Annotated in this window: 19 protein-coding genes; 7 read left to right on the top strand and 12 right to left on the bottom strand. The window is 68.9% G+C overall.

Annotation, left to right across the window (positions count from 1 at the left end; all coding sequences use genetic code 11):
• Window positions 1-3: 3 nt before the first annotated feature.
• Window positions 4-1,362 carry an MFS transporter gene (locus RWH45_RS06990; protein WP_315994156.1) on the bottom strand — a complete coding sequence of 453 codons (1,359 nt, stop codon included), beginning with the start codon at window positions 1,360-1,362 and terminating at the stop codon, window positions 4-6.
• 105 nt (window positions 1,363-1,467) lie between these two features.
• Between RWH45_RS06990 and RWH45_RS06985 the strand changes: the two genes are divergently transcribed.
• Window positions 1,468-2,370, top strand: coding sequence for a LysR family transcriptional regulator (locus RWH45_RS06985; RefSeq protein ID WP_315994155.1), 903 nt, complete (start codon window positions 1,468-1,470; stop codon window positions 2,368-2,370).
• A gap of 7 nt (window positions 2,371-2,377) precedes the next feature.
• On the opposite strand, the gene RWH45_RS06980 is transcribed toward RWH45_RS06985, so the two are convergent.
• Together RWH45_RS06980 and sfnG are read right to left on the bottom strand one after the other, a co-directional pair.
• The gene (locus tag RWH45_RS06980) at window positions 2,378-3,418 is read right to left on the bottom strand and encodes a putative FMN-dependent luciferase-like monooxygenase (RefSeq protein WP_315994154.1); all 1,041 of its coding nucleotides are present in this window, start codon (window positions 3,416-3,418) and stop codon (window positions 2,378-2,380) included.
• A gap of 105 nt (window positions 3,419-3,523) precedes the next feature.
• Window positions 3,524-4,657, bottom strand: a complete 1,134-nt coding sequence (sfnG, locus tag RWH45_RS06975) for a dimethylsulfone monooxygenase SfnG (protein ID WP_315994153.1) — start codon at window positions 4,655-4,657, stop codon at window positions 3,524-3,526.
• Between the two features lie 124 nt (window positions 4,658-4,781).
• Between sfnG and RWH45_RS06970 the strand changes: the two genes are divergently transcribed.
• Window positions 4,782-5,843: an LLM class flavin-dependent oxidoreductase gene (locus RWH45_RS06970; RefSeq protein WP_315994152.1), complete on the top strand. Its 1,062-nt coding sequence runs from the start codon at window positions 4,782-4,784 to the stop codon at window positions 5,841-5,843.
• A gap of 2 nt (window positions 5,844-5,845) precedes the next feature.
• On the opposite strand, the gene RWH45_RS06965 is transcribed toward RWH45_RS06970, so the two are convergent.
• Window positions 5,846-7,159 carry an O-acetylhomoserine aminocarboxypropyltransferase/cysteine synthase family protein gene (locus RWH45_RS06965; protein ID WP_315994151.1) on the bottom strand — a complete coding sequence of 438 codons (1,314 nt, stop codon included), beginning with the start codon at window positions 7,157-7,159 and terminating at the stop codon, window positions 5,846-5,848.
• The gene (locus RWH45_RS06960) at window positions 7,152-8,093 is read right to left on the bottom strand and encodes an ATP-grasp domain-containing protein (RefSeq protein WP_315994150.1); all 942 of its coding nucleotides are present in this window, start codon (window positions 8,091-8,093) and stop codon (window positions 7,152-7,154) included. Before RWH45_RS06960 ends, RWH45_RS06965 begins: the two co-directional genes overlap by 8 nt.
• A 102-nt stretch (window positions 8,094-8,195) precedes the next feature.
• Between RWH45_RS06960 and RWH45_RS06955 the strand changes: the two genes are divergently transcribed.
• Entirely contained in the window at window positions 8,196-9,026 is an 831-nt protein-coding gene (locus RWH45_RS06955) for a class I SAM-dependent methyltransferase (RefSeq protein ID WP_315994149.1), read from the top strand.
• 570 nt (window positions 9,027-9,596) lie between these two features.
• Here the strand turns inward: RWH45_RS06955 and RWH45_RS06950 are convergent.
• Both RWH45_RS06950 and RWH45_RS06945 read right to left on the bottom strand, forming a co-directional pair.
• The gene (locus RWH45_RS06950; protein WP_315994148.1) at window positions 9,597-11,363 is read right to left on the bottom strand and encodes an alpha/beta hydrolase; all 1,767 of its coding nucleotides are present in this window, start codon (window positions 11,361-11,363) and stop codon (window positions 9,597-9,599) included.
• A complete protein-coding gene (locus RWH45_RS06945) occupies window positions 11,360-11,650 on the bottom strand; it encodes a type VII secretion target (protein WP_315994147.1) in 291 nt (96 codons plus the stop codon). Before RWH45_RS06945 ends, RWH45_RS06950 begins: the two co-directional genes overlap by 4 nt.
• 190 nt (window positions 11,651-11,840) lie before the next feature.
• Here RWH45_RS06945 and RWH45_RS06940 point away from each other — a divergent pair, with 190 nt between their 5' ends.
• From RWH45_RS06940 to RWH45_RS06925, 4 genes are read left to right on the top strand one after another with little or no spacing between them, the layout of a single operon-like run.
• Window positions 11,841-12,770, top strand: coding sequence for an ABC transporter ATP-binding protein (locus tag RWH45_RS06940; RefSeq protein ID WP_315994146.1), 930 nt, complete (start codon window positions 11,841-11,843; stop codon window positions 12,768-12,770).
• Complete coding sequence (locus RWH45_RS06935; RefSeq protein WP_315994145.1) at window positions 12,767-13,564, top strand: ABC transporter permease; 798 nt, start codon at window positions 12,767-12,769, stop codon at window positions 13,562-13,564. Before RWH45_RS06940 ends, RWH45_RS06935 begins: the two co-directional genes overlap by 4 nt.
• Window positions 13,565-13,581: 17 nt before the next feature.
• On the top strand, window positions 13,582-14,691 hold the full coding sequence (locus RWH45_RS06930) for a sensor histidine kinase (protein WP_315994144.1): 1,110 nt from the start codon (window positions 13,582-13,584) through the stop codon (window positions 14,689-14,691).
• Window positions 14,688-15,293: a response regulator gene (locus RWH45_RS06925; protein ID WP_315994143.1), complete on the top strand. Its 606-nt coding sequence runs from the start codon at window positions 14,688-14,690 to the stop codon at window positions 15,291-15,293. Before RWH45_RS06930 ends, RWH45_RS06925 begins: the two co-directional genes overlap by 4 nt.
• Window positions 15,294-15,300: 7 nt before the next feature.
• Here RWH45_RS06925 and RWH45_RS06920 read toward each other — a convergent pair whose 3' ends face one another.
• From RWH45_RS06920 to RWH45_RS06900, 5 genes are all read right to left on the bottom strand, one after another.
• Entirely contained in the window at window positions 15,301-16,104 is an 804-nt protein-coding gene (locus RWH45_RS06920; protein WP_315994142.1) for a hypothetical protein, read from the bottom strand.
• Window positions 16,105-17,273: 1,169 nt separating this feature from the next.
• On the bottom strand, window positions 17,274-17,666 hold the full coding sequence (locus RWH45_RS06915; protein ID WP_315994598.1) for a DUF779 domain-containing protein: 393 nt from the start codon (window positions 17,664-17,666) through the stop codon (window positions 17,274-17,276).
• Between the two features lie 98 nt (window positions 17,667-17,764).
• Complete coding sequence (gene exaC, locus RWH45_RS06910) at window positions 17,765-19,315, bottom strand: acetaldehyde dehydrogenase ExaC (protein ID WP_315994141.1); 1,551 nt, start codon at window positions 19,313-19,315, stop codon at window positions 17,765-17,767.
• Between the two features lie 434 nt (window positions 19,316-19,749).
• Entirely contained in the window at window positions 19,750-20,274 is a 525-nt protein-coding gene (locus tag RWH45_RS06905; RefSeq protein ID WP_315994140.1) for a hypothetical protein, read from the bottom strand.
• A gap of 76 nt (window positions 20,275-20,350) precedes the next feature.
• Entirely contained in the window at window positions 20,351-21,637 is a 1,287-nt protein-coding gene (locus RWH45_RS06900) for a GAF domain-containing protein (protein WP_315994139.1), read from the bottom strand.
• Between the last annotated feature and the right edge of the window lie 98 nt (window positions 21,638-21,735).

Below are 21,735 nucleotides of genomic sequence, written 5' to 3'. Positions count from 1 at the left end.
TGCTCACTTCCCCCGCGCGGCGTCGGCGGCGTCGATGTCGCGCAGCGAGATGCCGCGCGTCTCCTTCAGCGACAGTACGGCGATTGAGGTCAGCACGCAGGCCGCGACGATGTACAGCGCGATGGGCAGCCACGAACCGAAGTCGCGCAGCCACTGCGTCGCGAGGATCGGCGCGAGCGAACCGGCCAGGATGGCCGTCACCTGGGCCCCGAGCGAGACACCCGAGTAGCGCATGCGCGTCGGGAACAGCTCGGCCATGACCGCCGGCTGCGGCGCGTACATGCCGGCGTGGAACACCAGGCCCAGCGCCACCGCCGCGACGATGACGACCGGGTTCAGCGTGTCGAACATCGGGAAGGCGAAGAACGCCCAGGTCGCACTGAGGATCGCGCCGGTGAGGTAGACGGGCTTGCGGCCGATGCGGTCGGCCAGACGCCCGATCGGGGGGATCACGGCGAAATGGATGATGTGGGCGATCAGCAGCGCGAGCAGCAGCTGGCTGGTGTCGTAGGAGTGCACGACCTTGAGGTAGACGATCGAGAAGCTGACGACGATGTAGTAGACGATGTTCTCCGCGAAGCGCACGCCCATGGCCTGGACGACGCCCTTCGGGTAACGACGCAGCACCTCGACGACACCGAACGAGGTCGCCTTCTCCTGCTCGACCTGCTTCTTCGCCTCGAGGAAGATCGGCGCCTCCTCGACGTGCGTGCGGATGTAGAAGCCGACGAGCACGATCACGGCGGAGAGCCAGAACGCGACGCGCCAGCCCCAGTCGAGGAAGGCGGCGGGGGAGAGGACGAACGACATCACCAGCAGCACGGTCGTGGCGAGCAGGTTGCCGACGGGGACGGCGGCCTGCGGCCAGCTGGCCCAGAACGCACGCGAGCGATTCGGGCTCTGCTCCGCGACCAGGAGGACGGCACCGCCCCATTCCCCGCCCACGGCGAAGCCCTGGATGAACCGCAGGGCCACGAGCATGGCGGGCGCCCAGTAGCCCACTGAGGCGAAGCCGGGCAGGCAGCCCATCAGGAAGGTCGCCGCGCCGACGATGATGATCGTCGCCTGAAGGGTGGGCTTGCGTCCGAAGCGGTCACCGATCTGTCCGAAGACGATGCCCCCCAAGGGGCGGGCGACGAACCCGACGGCGTAGGTGACGAAGGCGGCGATGATCCCGTCGAGCGGGGAGCCCGACGACGGGAAAAAGAACGTGCCGAACACCAGGCTCGCAGCCGTGGCGTAGAGGAAGAACTCGTACCACTCGACGACCGTGCCGGCCATCGACGCGGCGACGACCCTCTTGATCTTTCCGGTGGAGGTTTCGGAGGAGGCGCTGCGCTGCGCCGTGGCGGGGGGTTCCATGCTGGCTCCTTCGGTGTCGACGGTGACATCCGCCGTCGAGTCTGCGGCGACCCGTGCATTGCGGCAATGCCCAGTCCTGCGGAGTGTGTGTGCACAATTGCACACATGGATGCCACGACCGTCCGTGCCGACGACCTCCTTACGCTCCTCGCGGTCGCGCGTACCGGGCGCTACACGGCCGCGGCACAGCTTCGCGGCGTCGACCACACGACCGTCGCACGGCGGATCTCGGCGCTCGAAGACGCCCTCGGCGGCCGGGTCGTCTCGGCATCCGGCCGCGGGTGGGCGCTGACGCCCCTCGGTCATCACGCGGTCGAGACGGCGGGCCGCATCGAGGCGGCGATGTCGCACCTCACCGGCGGGGGAGTCGAACCCGACCCCGTGTCCGGCGTCGTGAGGATGTCGGCCACCGACGGCTTCAGCGCCTACATCGCGGCTCCCGCGGTCGCGGCTCTGCGGGAACGGCATCCCGAGCTCTCGGTCGAGATCGTCACGGCGCAGCGGCGGGCAGCGCTGCACCCCGGGCTCGACGTCGAAGTGGTGGTGGGGGAGCCGCAGTCGTCGCGGGGGCACGCCGTCGAGCTCGGGCGCTACACGCTCGGTCTGTACGCGTCCTCTGCTTACCTCGCCCGGGTCGGTCGACCCGCGCGCATGGAAGACCTCGAGCAGCATCGGCTCGTGTACTTCGTCGACGCGATGCTGCAGGTCGAAGCCCTTGATCTGCCGCGCCGCGTCGTGCCGCACATGCGCGACGGCCTGAGCTCGACCAACGTGCTCGTGCAGGTCGAGGCGACGCGCGCGGGTGCCGGGATCGGGCTGCTGCCGTGCTTCACGGCCGACCGGCACGACGATCTCGAGCGGTTGCTCCCCGAGGAGGTGAGCGAGAGCCTGCCGTACTGGATGATCGTGCGCGCCGACTCCCTGCGGATCCCCGCCGTCGTGGCCCTGGCCGACGCGCTGCGCGAGCAGACGGCGCGGGCGGCCGCGATGCTCGCCGGCCGAGGGTGACGCCCGGTCAGGACGAGATGGACGGCGTTCCCACCTCGCGGAGCTCCGCAGCGGCCTCCGCTCCCGTCCGCAGTCCCAGCTGCGGCGCGACCTCCGTCGCGAGCAACTCGATCGAGCGGAGGGTGATCGCGGGCGCCGGGTCGACGGAGTGCACTTGGAACGCCACATCGGTCGCGAACGCAAGGGTCCGGTCCGCGGAGAGAGAGGTCACGACCTGATCGACCGTCCCCAGGTGCGTATCGGTCAGGCGTGCGAGGTCACGGAGGTCTCCCTTCGCATTCCTCTTGAGGAATGTACGCGTCAAGCGCCGAACACCGTGCTCGGCCGCGCTCCACGCCTCATCGAGGTGGTCCGCATCCACCACCACCGCTGTTCGCGAGGCGAGGATGCGCGGCGGCACACCGTCGGGCAGAGCGGCGAGATACGCCTCGACGATCGGGACCTGCACCTCGGAAAGCGTCTGCCGGTCGTCACGCGGTTGCGTGCGGGACAGCAGCAGACCGTCGCCCGCGAGTCCGGCACGGCGGCCTCCCTCGACGGAGAACGTCGCCTGCCAGAGCCGCCCGCCGAGATGCGGTGCGGCGGGGTTCAGGAGCAGCTCCGTCCCGCGGATGCCGCGCCCGGCGAACGCATCCCGCAGCACCGCCACGTGAGCGGCCTGGATTTCGCGACGGTCGTCGGAGAAACGCTCGAACGCGGCGAATGATGACGGGGTTCCGCCCGTACCGATGCCGAGCTGGACGCGACCCCCGCTCAGGGCATCGACGACGGCGGCGTCCTCCGCCACCCGCACCGGATCGTCGAGGGGCAGGGTGACGATACCGGTGCCGAGGGCGATGCGCTCGGTCTGCACCGCAGCCGCCGCGAGGAAGGGGAACGGGGACGGCAGCCCGCCCTCATCCCGGTCGAAGTGGTGCTGCGCGACCCACGCGGAGGCGAACCCGTGCTCTTCGGCGGCGCGCACCTGCGCGAGCCCGGTGCGATACCGCTCGCCGTCGGTACCGGCATCCAGCAGCCGCGTGAAGAAACCGAGCCGTGCACTCGTCATTCCGTCGTCCTCTCCCACTCATTCCCGGTGCGGAATGTCGTCGACGTCCAGGCTAGGACGAGTGCCGGGGGAGCAGGCGGGTGGGCGACGACTCCCACGCCCTTCTCAGCGCGCGGCGACCTCGATCGGGTCGCCGGTGCGGGCGAGATCTGCCTCGAGCTCCCGCACGATCGGGATGACCGTCTCACCGAAGCGCTCGAGCTCTTCCTGGAAGTGCAAGAAGCCGAGGAGGAACAGGTCGACTCCGCGCTTCTTGTAGGCGATGATGCGCTCCGCGATCTGTTCGGCGTCGCCGAAGAGCTGCGTACGGAAGCCGTCGTTGTACTGCACCAGATCTTCGAACGACGAGTCCGCCCACATGCCCTTCTTGTCCGTCGTCGCGTTCCCCGCCTCCTGGACGCTGCGGCGGAAGCCCTCGACGGCCCCTCCATCGGCGTGCGCGATGATCTCGCGCAGCTGCGCCTCGGCCTCGGCCCGGCTGTCGCGCTGGATGACGAAGCCGTTCAGCCCGAACCGCGTGCGACGACCGTGCTCCGCGGCGACACGGGTGACGTCGTCGTACTGCTCGGTGAAGCCGTCGAAGTCCTTGCCGTTCGAGAAGTACCAGTCCGAGAACGCCCCGCCGTTGAAGCGGGCAGCTGTCGAGTTGCCGCCCTGGAAGATCTCGGGATGCGGACGCCCCGGCACCTCGTACGGGAACGGACGCAGCGTGAAGTCGGTGATGTCGTAGTACTTCCCGTGGAACGAGAAGGTCTCCTGCGTCCACAGCCCCCGCAGCACCTGGATGAACTCGGCCGCGCGCTCGTACCGCTCGTCGTGCTCGAGCCACTCGAGCCCCAGATCGGTGTATTCGTCTTTGGACCAGCCGCTGACGACGTTGACCGCCGCGCGTCCGTGCGAGAACTGATCGGCCGTGTTGATGAACTTCGCCAACACCGCCGGATGCCAGATCCCGGGGTGTATCGCCGAGATCACCTTCAGCTTCTCGGTGGCCAGCAGCAGGGCGAGGCTGATCGAGGTGGACTCGTGCTGCTGTGCCGCCCCGTAGCTCGAGGCGTAGCGCACCTGGCTCAGGGCGTACTCGAAGCCGACGCGCTCCGCCGTCTGCGCCAGTTCGACGTTGTAGTCGTAGCCCCAGTCGGTGCGCTGCTCGACCGAGCTGATGACCAGCCCGCCGCTGACGTTGGGCACCCAGTAGGCGAACTTCAGCGGCTCGTGGGTGGGAGTGGGATCGGTCACGGGGTCCTCCTCGCGGATCGGAACCCGGCTACCGTCGCACCGCCGTCGATATCGGGCAACGGTGTGTGACGGACCGTTTCCTCGCGTGACGACACACGACGTCGACCGGGTCAGGATGGATGCCATGACCTCCCCCCAGCGCGTGCGTTTCGGCTACTGGACCCCGATCTTCGGCGGGTGGTTGCGCAACGTCGACGACGAACAGACGCCCGTCTCCTTCGCTCACATCGCCGACATCGCCCGCGCCGCCGAGGAGGGCGGTTTCGATCTGACCCTCATCCCCGAGCTCAACCTGAACGACATCAAGGGCGTCGAGGCGCCGTCGCTCGATGCGTGGGCGGTGACGGCGGGACTCGCCGCGGTGACGTCGACCCTCGAGCTGATGACCGCCGTGCGCCCCGGTTTCCACAACCCGTTTCACACCGCGAAGCAGGCTGCGACGATCGACGAGATCAGCGGCGGCCGATTGGCGTTGAACGTCGTCTCGGCGTGGTGGGCCGAGGAGGCCAAGCAGTACGACGGTCTGTTCAGCGCGCACGACGATCGCTACGCGCGGACCATCGAGTGGGTCGAAGTGCTGCGCGGCCTGTGGTCGCAGACGCCGTTCGCGTACGAGGGCGAGTACTACCGCACCGAGGGCACGTACACCGAGCCGAAGCCGCGGGTCGTGCCGCGGTTGTACGCGGGCGGTGAGAGCGAGGCGGGCCGTACGGCGATCACGCGCTTCGCCGACGCGTATTTGACGCACGGCGGCACGCTCGACGAGCTCGAGGTCAAGGTCGCCGACATGCGCCGCCGCCGCGCGGAGGCGGGGGCCACGCCGTTCGAGGCGTTCGGGATGGCCGCCTATGCGGTCGTGCGCGCAACGGAGGACGAGGCGCAGGCCGAGATCGACCGCATCACCGACGTGCGCGGGGGAGCGGCATACGGGTCGTACCAGGACTTCGTGAGCAAGTCGAAGCTCGACACCCAGGTCGACCTCAAGGAGTACTCGGTGTCGAACCGCGGCCTCCGCCCCAACCTCGTCGGAACGCCCGACCAGGTCGCCGAGCGCATCGTGCAGTTCGCGAACGTGGGTGTCTCGACGCTGCTGCTGCAGTTCTCGCCGCACCTGCCCGAGTTGCGGCGCTTCGCGGAAGAGGTCATCCCGCGCGTGCGGCGCTTGGAGGCGCAGCGCGACGCGTGACCTCAGTGCGCTGCGCGCAGCGCGTGCTCGAGATCGGCGATGAGATCGTCGGCGTCCTCGAGGCCGATCGACAGGCGGATGAGGCCGTCACCGATGCCGAGGCGGTCGCGCGTCTCCTGGGTGAAGCCGAGGTGCGTGGTGGTCGCGGGATGCAGCGCCATGGAACGCGTGTCGCCGATGTTCGTCATGCGGCTGAACAGGCGGAGAGCGTCGAAGAAGCGCTCCGCGGCGGCGCGGCCGCCTGCCACGGTGAAGGAGAAGACCGAGCCCGACAGGCCGTCGTAGTCCCGCTGTGCGAGCGCGTGCTGCGGATGCGAGGGGAGACCGGCGTAGTCGACGCTCTCCACCGCTTCGTGCTGATCGAGCCATTCGGCGATGGTGCGGGCGCTCGCGAGGTGCTGACGCATGCGAACCGACAGGGTCTCCATGCCCTGTTGCAGGAGGAAGCCGTTCAGCGGCGACAGCGCCGGTCCGATGTCGTTGCCGATTCCGAATCGCAGCGACAGTTCGAAGGCGCGCGCACCGAAGGCCTCGACGAACGACGGATGCGTGGCCACGGGCGTCTCGGTGAGCGCCGGGTAGGAGCGATCGGATGCCGCCCAGTCGAACGTTCCGCCATCGACGACAGCGCCGGCGAGATTGGCACCGTGCCCCGAGAGGAACTTCGTCGCGGAGTGCACGACGACGTCGGCGCCGTGCTCGATCGGCCGGATGAGGAACGGCGTCGCGATGGTGTTGTCGACCACGAGAGGGATGCCGTGGCGGCGCGCCACCCGCGCGACGGCGTCGACATCGACCACGTCGTTCTTCGGGTTCGGGAGGGTCTCGGTGAAGATCGCCTTCGTCTCGGGTCGGATGAGGGCGTCCCACTCCGCGTCGTCACCGGGGTTCCAGACGTACTCGACAGTGACGCCGAGACGCGCGAACGTGCGGTCGAAGAGCACGCGCGTGCCGCTGTAGATGCTCGCCGTGGACACGATGTGCTCGCCGCTGCCCGCGAGACCGAGGAGCGCCATCGAGATGGCCGCCTGTCCGGATCCCACGACGAGCGCCCCGGACCCGCCCTCGAGCGAGGCGAGACGCCGTTCGGCCACCTGGTTGGTGGGGTTGGCGTTGCGGGAGTACAGGTGGCCGAGGTCGACCGCTCCGAACCGGTCGGTGGCCTCCTGGAACGACCGGAACCGGTACGCCGCCGACAGGTGCACGGGGGTGATCCGCGATCCGTGCGTCAGGTCTTCTTCTTCGCCGGCGTGGACTTGGCGGGTCGCGAACCCGAATCCCGTCCAGTCGGTGTGAGGAGCAGCCGGTTCAGCCACGCAGACCGACCGCTTCCTTCGGGAGCAGAGAGCCGAGCCAACGGGCGATCTCACGGGGGCCCGAGCGGGGAGCGGTGGCCTCGACGTCGGGGTTGTAGTTCGTGTTGGTGTTGACGTCGTAGGTCACGGTGCGACCATCGCGGGTCTCGATGAACTCGATGCCGGCGATACCCACTCCCTCGGCTGCGAGGAAGGCGAGGTAGCGGTCGATGAGCACGGGGTCGACATCGTCGCGACGGCGGAAAAGGGGTTCCGGCTCCACTCCGTCTGCGCCGGGGACGGCGCACGCCTCGGCGGGGCACAGCTCGAAGCTGCCGGCGCTGGTGTCGACGCGAACGGCGTAGACGAACTCACCCGCCACGAACTCTGCCCGGGTGATGAATGGCGACGCGGCGACCAGGAGCTCCTGCAGGAGCGTGATCCCGTCGGGGGAGGGCTCGAAGTCGGGGCTGCCGACCCACTCCGCGAACTCGTCGACCGTCTCCCACCGCCGCACGCCGAGACCCTTGCCGCCCTGGTTGTGCTTGCTGATGAACGGGGCGCCGAACTGCTCGGCCTGGCTGACGAGGTCGTCGATGCCGAAGACCGCCACCGTACGCGGGACATCGATGCCCGCGTGTCTCAGCGCCGCGTGCTGCGCGACCTTGCTGACCTCGAGTTCGAGCACATCTGCGCCGTTGATCACCGTTCGTCCCCACGACGAGAGCCACCGCACGACGGCGCGCCCGAACTCCTTGCTGTGGGCGTGGTCGCGCGTGTGCGCGGAGGCGCTCAGGCGCGACCAGAAAATGCCCTCTGGCGGCTCGACGGCCAGGTCGATCGACCCGTCGGTGAGCATCCACTCCTCGAACGGAACGCCCTCGGCTTCGAACGCCGCAGCGAACGGCGGGATCCACTGAGGATTTTCGTGGATGACATAGACCTTGCCCGACATGCGGCCAGGCTAACGCGAGGCTCCGACATCGCGCTCTCCCGCCGTCACGAGGCGACACCGTCGGCGCTTGTCCCTAGGCTCGAATTCCGCCGAAGGGATGCCATGACTTCTGACTTCATCGACGCCAACCGCGCCAACTGGGATGAGCGCGCCACTCTGCATGCCGCCCGAGACGGTTCGGGCTACGGCGTCCAGCGATACGTGGACGATGCCGAGGCCCTGTCCGACGTCGTCCGCTTCGACGCACCCCTACTGGGAGACATCGCCGGCAAGCGCACGGTGCACCTGCAGTGCCACATCGGCACCGACACCCTGTCACTCGCCAGGCTGGGCGCCCGGGTGACCGGTCTCGATTTCTCCGAGAACGCGGTGACCGAGGCCCGCAGGCTGGCCGATGAAGCCGGCGCCGACGTCGAGTTCGTCCAGTCGGATGTGCGGAAGGCGGCCGAGGTGCTCCCGCACGGCGCGTTCGATCTCGTCTACACCGGGATCGGAGCACTGTGCTGGCTACCGTCCATCGATGAGTGGGCGGGCGTCGTGGCGGATCTTCTGACGCCGGGCGGAACCCTGCACATCCGCGAGGGGCACCCCGTGCTGTGGTCGATGAACGAGACCCTGCCGGGCCTGACCCTGGCGTTCCCGTACTTCGAGCAACCCGTTCCGCTCGAGTGGGACGACGACAGCACCTACGTCGAGGTCTCGGCGCCGCTCACGTCGACGCGCACGTACGAGTGGAATCGCGGGCTCGGTGAGATCGTCACCGCCCTGCTCTCGCACGGCCTGCGCATCGACGCCCTGATCGAGCACGACAGTGTGCCCTGGGAAGCGCTGCCCGGTCGGATGACCCTGCGCGCCGACGGCGAATACGCGTTGTCGGAACAGCCTTCCGTGATGCCGCTGAGCTACACGATCAGGGCGACGAAGGTGAGGTGACTCGCGACGACCTTGACCACCGGAACAGTCGCCTCGTGAGTGGTCTCGATCTCGGATTCACCCGTTATCCCTGAGGGGCTTGAAGATCAGCCAGTCGACCCGGCACACACCTGGACTGAGCTCGAAAGAAGACGACGTTTGGACTGATGGATATCTGCGTCAGCCCTCCATCGGCGCGGACGCCGGTCATCTTCGGGGGGTCTGAAACGAGGTAGCTGGACTCGGAAGGTGTCGCATCGGGGCCCGCCTCCGGATCCAGCCCTAGGTCCGACCACCGCTCCGAAATCTCTTGGCCGTAGACGTGCGGCTCCTCTGGCAAATCGACGAAGACCTGCGCTGCCAGGGACCACTGCACAAGGCCGTCTCCACCATTCAATGCACACGGCCCCCAGAACGTCCGCGGCTTCCAGTCTCCCGTCGCGATCACGGCCTTCGCGCTCGAATAGAGCGCGACGACCTCCGTCTTCGCTTCCTCTGTTGTCATCCCATCTCCTCTCTCCGCATCTGAAGACACGCACGCGGTCAGTGCGATGCTGATAACCGCCATAAGCGCCAGCCACGCGCCTTTCCTCATCCGTAACGCTCCCTGTCTGCCTGATCGAGTGTGTATGCGTCGCGCTGGCCGGGGTTGCCCCATTCCGGAATCTCGTCGCCCCGCCCCATGGCGATCATGGCCACGTACTGTTGCGCCGCGCTGTTGGGGTCAAGGTAGCTCGGAGCAGAAGGCCCCTCACCGAAAGGGCCATGGCGCGCGACGGCTGCGTAGTCTTCACCGCCGATATCCGCTCGCTCCGAGCTGAAAACATGGGCTCCGAAGCCCTCTGACGTTGGATCGGTCCTACCGGAGAAGAATTGCCCGATCGGAGCCCATCCGTCATGAGTCGACTGCGTGGCGAATACCTGCGCCCGCGGCACGAGCAGCTGGCTCGCCTCAGAAACGTCGTTCGCAATGCCCGCGGAACCAAGAAATGCGACGTGGTCTACGAGGGCTGATGTCAACGCAAGCGATACGACGTCCGTGCCATACGAATGACCGATTGCGGTCACGTCGACACCGAATTGATCGGCGGCATGGCTTGTCCTCAACGCGACCAGATCACTCGACAAGGCTTTCGCCCCTACCCGCGCCCTATCGTCATTGAATACCTCAAGGGGCGAGTCATTCATCGGCGGATGGTAGCCGAGCCATGCGAGGACCGCGATGGTGTCCGTTGATTTCCCGCTGACGGAGGCTTGACTGAGTCGGATGTTCTCGGCAGCCGCCACATACGCCTGAATGTCACTCTCGACCGACGTATTCATCCCCGGAACCACCACACTCACATAAGACGCCCGATCAAGGCTCCCCACAGCCACCTGCGCCAGAGGGGGTCGATCCAAGACGAGCGAGGCAAGTGTGCGCCCTCGACTCGCTACCTCCAGCGCCTCCAACGCGCGCACCTGATCCGACCCATCCGGCGCGATGTGTCGCGCCACCTCCAGCGCCTGCGCGAGCACGATGCGGTTCGCGCGGTCACGCGCGGCGTATGCCACACCTCCGAGATTTCCGATGACACCGGACGCCTCGGCGATCAGCACGTTCTGTTGCTCGGCGGTCAACCGCCGCCACCACGGCGCGACCTCTTCCGGCGGCGTCTGCTTCAAGCGGGCGATCAGGTCGGGGCGCACTCGCAGCAATGCCGTCAACGCCCGCGCATCGAGGGACTGGAGCACGTCGAGAACGCGTTCCGTCGTGACAATCGCGACCCCCAGGCCGACCCCCACGGAGGCCCAGACATCTCCTCGTGCCCGCACTCTCCCGATCGCCGCGCGAACAGCCTGAGCGGCGACCTCGCCGGCTGCCGCCACGTCGGCGCGTGCGTCGGCGAGCATCGCCTCGGCTCGCCGATGCCCCTCCGTCCGCGTCACCGGTGCCGGACCCTGATGCCGCGAGTCGGTGATCAGCACCGGCCACCCGCGTGCGAGTGAGGTGAACGACTGCGCCGCCGGTGCGGCATCCTCCGGCAAGGTCGATGCGAAGCTCCACGCTTCGATCGCGGCTGCGGCCAGCCCCTGCGCCCGTCGGAGCGCGAGAGCGTACGTCCGCATCGGTTCGACGATCGTCGCCACACCCTGACCGATCTCGACCCACCGCTGCGCGACGGCGCTCATGCGCGCCGCGTAGGAGTCGGCTCCTTCGCCCGTCCAGCCGTCGATCGAGATGTGCCGACGGAGGTCGGTTCCCGCCTCATCGGCGACCTTCTCACGTCGCTGGGCGACGTGGGAGACCTCATAGGCGGCCTCCACGGACCCCGGGACGAGCTGTTCGGGGAAGGACGCCGAACCGAGCCCGCTCACGACGGCCGTCCCAACGCTTTGATGCTCGCTTGGGCGCCTTCTTCCGACCGCTCGTAGAGACCGGCGGATTCGCGCAGCCCGTCTGCGACATCGTCGGTCTGCGCGACGGCCTCCGTCCACCCACCCGTCATCGCCTGCATGAGATCGGCCACCGCGGTGCCGAGCGCGCCGTGACCGAGGTCACGCGCATCGGCGACGGCCGTCTCGGCCTCGGCGCGGTGGACCGTCGCGTCGACGCCTGCTGCCGCGCGACGGAGGTTGTCGGGGGTGACCGTGAAGCTCCGCACCCCCGCAAGGTACTCAGAACGCCGCGACGAGCGCGGCGGTTGTCCACAGCCTCACCCGGACCGTGGCCCACCTTCGCCCGAGGCGACGACGATGCGCGATCCGCGGCCGACCCCACCCATGACGAACGTCACCCCTGAGACGTGACCGGCGCCCCGGGTGCGCGGACCGGGTCGGCGACAGCATGAACACATGACCTCCTCCACCACCGGCCCCGCCGCGATCGACGCGCGGGGCGTCGTCAAGAGTTTCGGCTCCGTCCACGCCGTGCGCGGCGTGGATCTGCGCGTCCAGCCCGGCGAGATCGTGGCATTCCTCGGCCCGAACGGCGCCGGCAAGACCACCACGATCGACATGATCCTCGGCCTCACGAACCCCGACTCGGGCTCGATCGAGGTGTTCGGCCACAACCCGCGCGGCGCTGTCGCCCGTGGTCTCGTCTCCGCTGTCCTCCAGACGGGAGGGCTTCTGAAGGACCTCACCGTCCGCGAGACGGTCGAGCTCACGGCGAGCCTGTTCGCCGAGAAGCGTCCGGTCGACGAAGCGCTCGAGCGGGCCGGCATCCGGAATCTGGCGAACCGACGCGTCGGCCTCTGCTCGGGCGGTGAGCAGCAGCGACTGCGCTTCGCGATGGCGCTCGTGAGCGACCCCGCCCTGTTGATCCTCGACGAGCCGACCACCGGCATGGACGTCGAAGCGCGCCGCTCGTTCTGGAGCGCGATTCGCGCGGATGCCGCCCGCGCCCGCACCGTGATGTTCGCGACGCACTACCTCGAGGAGGCCGACGAGTACGCCGACCGCATCGTGCTCATGCGCGGCGGCGAGATCGTCGCCGACGGCCCCACCTCCGAGATCAAGAACCTCGTCTCGGGTCGTGTGGTTCACGCGACGCTCCGGGATGCCGACCTCGCCGCCCTCGCGTCCCTCCCCGGCGTCGAGTCGGTCGAGACCGCCGGAGAGCGCGTCCCGATCCGCACGAGCGACTCCGATGCCCTCGCGCGTCATCTGCTCACCACCACGGACGCGCGCGACGTGGAGATCACGGCGCAGAACCTCGAGAGTGTCTTCCTCACCCTCACCGCCGACGACGCCGCACCCACCCTGAAAGAAGCCGTCCGATGACCGCCATCACCCTCGACCGCCCGGTCCCCGCCTTCGGCGGTTTCACCCTCACGTACCTGCGCATCGAGCTGATGCGGAAGCTCCGCAACCCGCGCAGCCTCCTGTTCACGGTCGCCTTCCCCGTGCTGATGTTCTTCATCGTCGGGTTCCAGACGCTCGACGTTCCGCTGACCGATACCCCTCTGGCATCCGGTGGCGTGTCGGTGGCCGCGTACATCATGGTGTCGATGGCGATGTACGGAACCATGATGTCGGCGACCCAGACCGGGGCGTCGGTCGCCGTCGAGCGCGCGCAGGGCTGGAGTCGGCAGCTGCGCCTCACTCCGCTGAACCCCGTCGCGAACGTCGTCGTCAAGATGATGGCGGGCATGGTGTTCGGCCTCATCGCGGTCATCGCGACCTACGCCGTCGCCGCCTTCGCCGGCGTGACCCTGACCCCTGTGCAGTGGATCGTGACCGGCCTCGCGGCCTGGCTCCTCGCGAGCGCGGTCTTCACGACGCTCGGTCTCATGGTCGGGTACATGGTTCCGGGCGAGAACGCGGCGCAGATCACGAGCCTCGCCGTCGTGCTGCTGTCGTTCCTCGGCGGCCTGTTCTTCCCCCTGTCGTCGATGCCCGACTTCCTGCAGACCATCGGCAAGCTGACGCCCGTCTACGGCATCGGTGAGCTCGCCCGGGCACCTCTGACGGGGGATGCCTTCGACCTCGGAGCCCTGATCAACGCGGTGGTCTGGCTCGCGGTGTTCGTCGCCGGGACCGTGTACTTCTTCCGTCGCGACACGCGGCGGGCCTGACGCCTAGGGTGAACGACGTGAGCACGACGACCGGCCCGGAGCGCACCCGCGTTCCGGGCCGCCGTCCGTTCCGCCGCGGCTGGTTCATCGGCGCGTCGATCTCGCTGATCTGGACCTACCCGGTGCTGGTCGAGCTGTGGCAGGGCCCGAGCGTGACGGGTAACCTCGTCGGCACCGCGATCATCGTCGTGTTCGCCGCCGTGTTCATGGCGACGGTCCCCTACGCCCGCGTCACCACGTCGCGGCTGCGTCGACTGCTGCCGACGGTGGTGCTCTTCGCGCTGAGCCTCACGCTGCTGCCCTGGCTCGGCACCGACATCCGGTGGATGTGGACCTTCGTCGGCGTCGCCTTCGCCGTCTCGGCGATGGGCCGCCGGACCACCTGGCTCTTCGTCCCGGCCCTGAGCGCTCTGTCCTTCGTCGTGGGTGAAGCGATGGGCGCCGACGCGTTCTCGAATGTCGTGAACTCGGCCATCATCCTCTCGATCTCGATCATGATGTTCAGCTTCGTCGAGAACATCTCCACCCTCGAGCGCCTGCGTGCGGCGCAGGAGCAGATCGCCGAACTCGCCGCCGAACGCGAGCGCGGCCGCGTCGCGCGCGACGTGCACGATATCCTCGGCCACTCGCTCACCGTGATCACCGTCAAGGCGGAGCTGGCCGGAAGACTCCTGGATGCCGGCTCCCTGGCCGCCCGCGACGAGGTCACCCAGATCGAGCAGTTGGCGCGCGGTGCGCTCTCCGACGTCCGCACGACGGTCCACGGATATCGCGGGGTGAGCATCAGCGGAGAGCTCGCGGCCGCCCGTGCCGCTCTGGAGAGCGCCGGGGTCTCCGCCGACCTCCCCGGGACCACGGAGCAGGTGCCCGCCGACCGCCGTGAACTCGCCGGTTGGGTCGTGCGCGAAGCCGTGACCAACGTCATCCGCCATTCCGGAGCCACCGCCTGCCGCGTGCGGCTCGACGGCCGGTCGATCGAGGTCGCCGATGACGGCTGCGGCCCCTCGCCCGCGGCATCCACGGGCTCGGGGCTGACGGGCCTCCGCGAGCGCGTGGAGACCTCCGGCGCCCGTCTGACCGTCGGTCGCGGCGACCTCGGCGGATTCACACTGAAGGTGGCGTGGTGATCCGACTCCTCATCGCCGACGACCAGGCTCTGGTCCGCGGCGCCTTGGCCGCCCTGCTCGGGCTCGAGCACGACATCGAGGTCGTGGCCCAGGTCGGCCGCGGCGACGACGTGGTCGAGGCCGCCCGCGCCTCCCAGGCCGACGTGGCCCTGCTCGACATCGAGATGCCCGGCATCGACGGCATCGCCGCGGCGTCCCTCCTGCGTTCGGAGGTCCCCGGATGCCGTGCCCTCATCGTCACGACCTTCGGTCGCCCCGGCTACCTGGCGCGCGCCATGCAAGCCGGCGCGTCCGGATTCGTGGTCAAGGACACCCCCGCGGCGGAGCTGGCCGACGCGGTACGGCGCGTCTCTCTCGGCCTGCGGGTGGTCGATCCGGCACTGGCGGCCGAGTCGCTCGCGCAGGGCGACTCCCCGCTCACCGAGCGCGAGACCGACGTGCTCGCCGCGGCGCGCGACGGCGGCTCGATCGCCGACATCGCGCGGACGGTGCACCTGTCCGAGGGGACGGTGAAGAACCACCTCTCCAGCGCGATCGGCAAGACCGGTGGGCGGAATCGGGCGGATGCGGTGCGGGTGGCGGTGGAGCGGGGGTGGCTGTAGCGAGCCGTCAGCGTCCGCCGATGATCAACGCGGCGACGGCTCCGCCCACCATGGCGACCGCCAGCAGGCTGAGCTGCCAGGCGACGCGGCGCCCGTTCACCCGCGCGTCGCGTGCCTCCCGGGCGTGCGTCCTGTTCGAGGTGCCGAATGGTGAGTGCGCACCCGCCGGGTGCCACTCACGCATCCGGCGCACGACGAGATCGACCGTGTGGAGGACGTGTCTCCACGACTCGGCATCGTCGGTGGAGAGCGACCGCGGCGCGTACAGGAACAGCCAGCGGCCCGCGAGCTCGAGATTCAGAGGGTAGGTCTGATCACCGAGAGCGGCGACGATCTCGGTGGTCAGGAGGGAGTGGGCATCCTGTTCCGACCCGGGGGCCGCCTCGACGAGCACCCCGGGATGACGCTCGTCCTGCACGGCGCCGGCGGGAGTCGCGGGGAGGGGCGAGAGGAGACGGTTACTCCGCGCCTCGACGGTGAGCGACGGCGCGTCGACGCCCAGGTCGACGGCGGCATACCCCCACGTCCGGGTGTACTGATTCCCCTGGGCGATCTCGGCGTAGAAGCTGTCGCCGATCTCGATGGATGGGCTTCCGGGAATGCGCACGATGTTGACGGAGCGTTGCGAGGAGCGGGGCCGCCCGTCCGGTTCGCGGAAGACGACGCCCGGGAGGGGCTGCGCGACGGCGTGGGTGCAGTACTCCCACCCGTTCACCTCGGCGAGACGACTGACCGCGTAGGCGGTGGTGTTCGTCCGCGTCGGAGCGGGCACGGGGTGCGTCAGCGGGGAGTAATCGATCGCGGCGGGCACCCGCCCAGTCTGGTCGCCTCGAGCCCTCACTCGGCGCGCGAAATGAGTCCGAATGACATTCAGTCGGGCAGGAACAACGCCAGCGCGATGAGGGGGGAGGCAACGATGCCGGCCAACGCGATCGCGGCCGCCCACGATCCATCGACGACGAGAGTCCGCCCGCCCCCGGTCGGGTCCTTCGTCCCCGTGTCGTGACGAGATGGGGGATGTCGATGGTGGTCGCCATCTCGGTGGCGACAACCGCGAGCAGCATCAGCAGGATCGCGACGAAACCGGCCGCGATGACGGGGGAGAGCACGGCGAGAGTGAGACGCCGGACGCTGAACCTCATCTGGCGCCTTTCACACGGTGAACCCGCTCCGCTCGATGGCGGGCCGGGGACCGGGCGCCGGGCCCGGGGCACCACACGCTAGCGAGAGCCACACGAACGAGGATGCGTCAGGGGTCTGTCTTCACCCGGTTACCGGTGACGTTCGCCCACTCGCGTCCACCCACGACGCGGCGATATCGGCCCTGTCGGCGACATCGCCCGGGCGGTGCACCTCCCCGGCACCATCGATGAGACTGGCGGGCCGAATCGCGAGAACGACGCGCGATCAGATGTGTCCGCAGCAGGCCATAGCGCATCGCGAAGTCACCCTCCGGGCCAACTTTTGTCGTCGGCCATGTGGGCGACAACGCGTCCCGGTGATGAAGTTCGTTGCCGATCACTATGCGCACATGCGAATCTTCACGTGATCCTGTCTGCGACCTTCCATGAGCGGCGAGGTCACGTCGGTGACCCCCGAACGAGAGACGTCCTGCTGAGCCGTGCACGAAATCCTCGAGTTCCTCCGAGTCCCCGCGGTCGTGACCGTGCTTTCGGTCTTCGTCGGTGTGGGTTCGGGTGCGGCGCTCGAGCTGAGGAGTGCCCGCGCCCTGTGGGGCAGCGCGAGTGCTGTGTGCCTCACGGGTTTCAGCATCGCGGCCCTCGCGCCCAAAGCCGTCCTCGCACCGTCAGGCATCTGTCTGGGCTACGCCGTGACCGCCATGCTGAGAAACCGCAATCGACGAGAACGCACAACGCCCGGTGGCACAGAGGGCTAAGACGGGGCACCGGGAAGACACCCGGGTGCCCCGTCCCGTGCTCGATAAGGCGTCCGCAGCCGCTCGCCTTGTCCGCTGCAACATCATTCGGCAGCAGCACGAACCCCGAACGCCACCGCCTCCTCCTCCGTCAGCATCCGCGACCGGATGAGGAACCGCATCCCCGTCGGACCCTCGACCGAGAACCCTGCGCCACGCCCCGGCACGACGTCGATGGTCAGGTGCGTGAATTTCCAGTACTCGAACTGCGACTCCGACATGTAGACCTCGATCGGATCGTCCACGCCGATATCGACCGTGCCTAGCAACACATCGCTCGGCCCGGTGAGGAACATGCCGACCGGGTAGCACATCGGCGAGCTTCCATCGCAGCACCCCCCGGACTGATGGAACATCAGCGGGCCGTGCTTCGCCGTCAAGTCGCGCAGCAGCGCGGCCGCGGCATCCGTCACGTCCACGCGGGAAAGGTCTGGCATCCGTTCTTCTCCTTCGAATCCGGGAATGGGTGTGACCCCCGGGACGAACCCGGGGGTCACGCGGGTCGGGATCGCCGCCACGACCCCGGCTCGGCCGCTCAGAAGAAGCCCATCGCGCCTTCGGCGTACGACACGAGCAGGTTCTTCGTCTGCTGGTAGTGGTCGAGCATCTTGAGGTGGTTCTCGCGGCCGATGCCCGACTGCTTGTACCCGCCGAACGCGGCGTGCGCGGGGTACTGGTGGTAGGTGTTCGTCCAGACGCGCCCGGCCTCGATCGCGCGGCCCGCGCGGTACGCGGTATCGCCGCTGCGGCTCCACACGCCGGCGCCAAGGCCGTAGAGGGTGTCGTTCGCGATCGAGATGGCGTCGTCGAAGTCGTCGAACGAGGTCACCGACAGCACCGGTCCGAAGATCTCCTCCTGGAAGATGCGCATGTCGTTCGTGCCCTCGAACACCGTCGGCGCGACGTAGTAGCCGCCCGACAGGTCGCCGCCGAGGTCGACGCGCTCACCGCCCGTGAGCAGCTTCGCGCCGCCCTGCTTGCCGATGTCGATGTACGACAGGATCTTCTCGAGCTGGTCGTTCGAGGCCTGCGCGCCGATCATCGTCTCGGGGTCGAGCGGGTTGCCCTGGCGCACCTTCTTCACGCGCTCGAGGCCGTCGCCGAGGAACTGGTCGTAGATCGACCGCTGGATGAGCGACCGCGACGGGCACGTGCAGACCTCGCCCTGGTTGAGCGCGAACATCGTGAAGCCCTCGAGAGCCTTGTCGTAATAGGCGTCGTCGCTGCGCAGCGCCACGTCCTCGAAGAAGACGTTCGGGCTCTTGCCGCCGAGCTCGAGCGTCACCGGAATGAGGTTCTGCGACGCGTACTGCATGATCAAGCGCCCGGTCGTTGTCTCACCCGTGAACGCGATCTTGCGGATCCGCTTGTGCTGCGCGAGCGGTGCCCCCGCCTCGATGCCGAACCCGTTGACGATGTTGACCACGCCCGCCGGGAGCAGGTCGCCGATGATGTCGAAGAGGAACAGGAGGGATGCCGGGGTCTGCTCCGCCGGCTTGATCACGACGCAGTTGCCCGCGGCGAGGGCCGGAGCGAGCTTCCACGCCGCCATGAGAATGGGGAAGTTCCATGGGATGATCTGCCCGACCACGCCGAGCGGCTCGTTGAAGTGGTACGCCACGGTGTTCTCGTCGAGCTGGCTCAGCGAGCCCTCCTGCGCCCGCAGCACGCCGGCGAAGTAGCGGAAGTGGTCGACGGTCAGCGGAATGTCGGCAGCGAGGGTCTCGCGCACCGGCTTGCCGTTCTCCCACGTCTCAGCGACGGCGATCTTCTCGAGGTTCTCCTCGATCCGGTCGGCGATCTTGTTCAGGATGACGCTGCGCTCGGCCGGCGTGGTCTTCCTCCACGATGCGAACGCCTTCCACGCGGCATCCACTGCTCTGTCGATGTCGTGCGCGTCGCCGCGGCCGACCTCGCAGAACGGCTTGCCGGTGACGGGGGTGACGTTCTCGAAGTACTCGCCGCTGTGCGGTTCGACCCATTCGCCGCCGATGTAGTGCCCGTACCGCGAGCGGTACTCGGCGACGGCCCCGCGGGTTCCGGGTGCGGCGTAGACGCTCGAGACGCCTTCTTCGACGATGGTCATGCGTGTCTCCTTCGACGGTCATGAGTCGCCGCAACGGCTTCGGGCGGCGATGCGCCGACGGTACGCCGGGGGAGGTTGCATCGGGTTGCACCTGTCGCGGGGCGCGGGCGGGGCGCGCCGAGATCACATGATCCGCGCGAGATCACGAGCTATTCGCGCGAACGGCGTGTGATCTCGAAGAGAACGTGTGATCTCGCCGCTCCGGCGCTGCGGCGACACGGCAGGGCCGGGCGACGGGGCACCGCACCGGCGTGGCGATGCCTCAGCTGACGTCTCACCGAGACCGGCGCAGGCGCGCGCCGTACCCGCCCGTCGAGGAGCGGGGCCCACCCGAGACGCCGCACAGGCCCCCGGACGCGACCAGCCTCACCTCGCACCCGAGAACGACGATGCCGCGACCCTCGGGCGACGGCATCCGTTCGCGCGAGCGCGGTTTACGCGTCGGCGTCGGCCAGCACCGAGCGCAGCGGCGGCACGTTGACCTCGTGCAGGTCGACGTCGTCGAGGCGCTCGATGCTCTGAACGCGCGGAGCGATCGTGCGGTCGTCGGCGACGATCCAGCTGCCGACGAGCAGGAAGCGGTCGTTGCCCGCGGTGATCGGCCCGGTGAGGGCGAACGTCTGGTGGGTGGGCGTGAGGAAGGTGACGCGCACGGGTGTGCCGTGGGGGAGCGTGGACGGGTCGACGACGTCGGCCTCGAGGGCCGGCTGCGGCGCCTCGAGACCCAGGTCGATGCGCTGGATCTCGGAGCTCGTCGCGAGGATCACGTCGCCCACGAGCGGCTGACCTCCGACCCCGATGCGCACCGTGCCCTCGAGGGCGTAGAGCCCGTATCGCGGCGATCGGACGATGACCCGGGCGACATCGCCGGCCTTGACCTCGGCGAGCGCCTCGCGGATGCGCGCCACGTCGCGACGGGCACGGGCTGCCGAGAAGATGTCGAGCGCTTTTTCGTCCATATGTTCACTGTAACCACGGGGTCCGACATCGGACCCGCGCACGGCGCGTCGCCTGTGGAAAGCCGGCGCCCCCGCCTCAGGCGCGTTCGAGCCGCTCGATCCGCGCGACCAGACCGGCTCGCTTCGGCGACCGCGGTGGCAGCATCGACAGGCACAACCGGAGCACCCCGTCGTCGTCGCGGCCCTCCAGGGTCTCGGCGTAGGCCAGCAGCACGTCGACGCCCGCCTCGGCCATCAGCGCTTCGCGCAGAGCCGACCGCACCGACTCGCGCACCTCGACGACTCCCGGCGCCTCCGAGTCCGGCAGCACCGGACCGGCATAAGCGGCGAGCGCGACGCGATGCGCCCCCCGGTCGAGCAGCGACAGCATGTGCTGCGCGTCCGTCTCGAGACCATCGGGGAGGCGGTAGGGCCGGGATGCCGGTACCAGACGCGGCGCGACCGGGACCAGCGCGCGGCGCAGGCGCACCATCTCGGGGCGGAGCGTCTCGACGGCCGCGTGGCCGTAGACGGCCTCACTCAGCGCCTCAGCCGACAGTCCCTCCCGGTGCACCGCGAGCAGCAGCAGGATCTCGGCGTGGCGCGCGCTGAGCTCCAGCGTCGACCCGCCGGCCTCGAGCAGCGCACGGTCGCGGCCGAGGATGCGCAGCAGCGCCCGCGACGGCGTCGAGCGCTTGGGGGGAGGAGCCTGCTGCGTGCGCAATCGAGCGACGAGCAGTTCGCTCTCGATGGCCCGGGCCGTGGCATCCACGAGCAACTGCGCCTGCGGGGTGACGGCCTCGGGTCCTCCCGTGACGTCGATGACGCCGAGGAGCCGCCGCGTCTCCGGATCGTGGACGGGCGCCGCGGTGCACGACCACGGCTGGACGAGACGGTTGAAGTGCTCGGCTCCGCGGATCTGCACCGACCTGTCGAGGGTCAGCGCGGTTCCCGGGGCCGAGGTGCCCACGGCATCCTCCGCCCAGTTCGCTCCCGCGACGAAGCCCATGTCACCCGTGAGCGATCGGATGTGACGGTCGCCCTCCACCCACAGCAGGCGACCCGCCGCATCGCCGACGGCCACGACGACTCCGGACTCCTCAGCCGTTCCGGGCAGGAGCAGGGCGCGGACCATGTCCATGACCCCGGCGAGAGGGTGGGCCCGTCGGTAGGTGTCGAGTTCTTCGCTGGCGAGGTCGAGCGAGGGGAGTCCCTCCGGACCGACGAGGGATGCCAGCGACCGCCGCCACGATTCCTGCACGAGCGGACGCACGTCGGCGAGACGACGGTCCTCATTGCCGGCGAGGAGCTCATCGTGGGCGCGCGCGATCAGCAGCCCCGACGTCTCGGGGGAGATCGCGGGACGCGACCACGGTGAAGGCACGGAACTCCCATCGACGGTGACGGCAAGTGCGACAAGTGTAGGTCGGGCGGCAGCCCGTGAGGGAGGGTTCGCTGCGGTCTCGCAGGTGGGCGGTCACG

It is taken from the genome of Microbacterium galbum (assembly GCF_032464915.1).
Classification (GTDB): domain Bacteria; phylum Actinomycetota; class Actinomycetes; order Actinomycetales; family Microbacteriaceae; genus Microbacterium; species Microbacterium galbum.
This window is presented reverse-complemented; position numbering and strand designations above follow the sequence as displayed.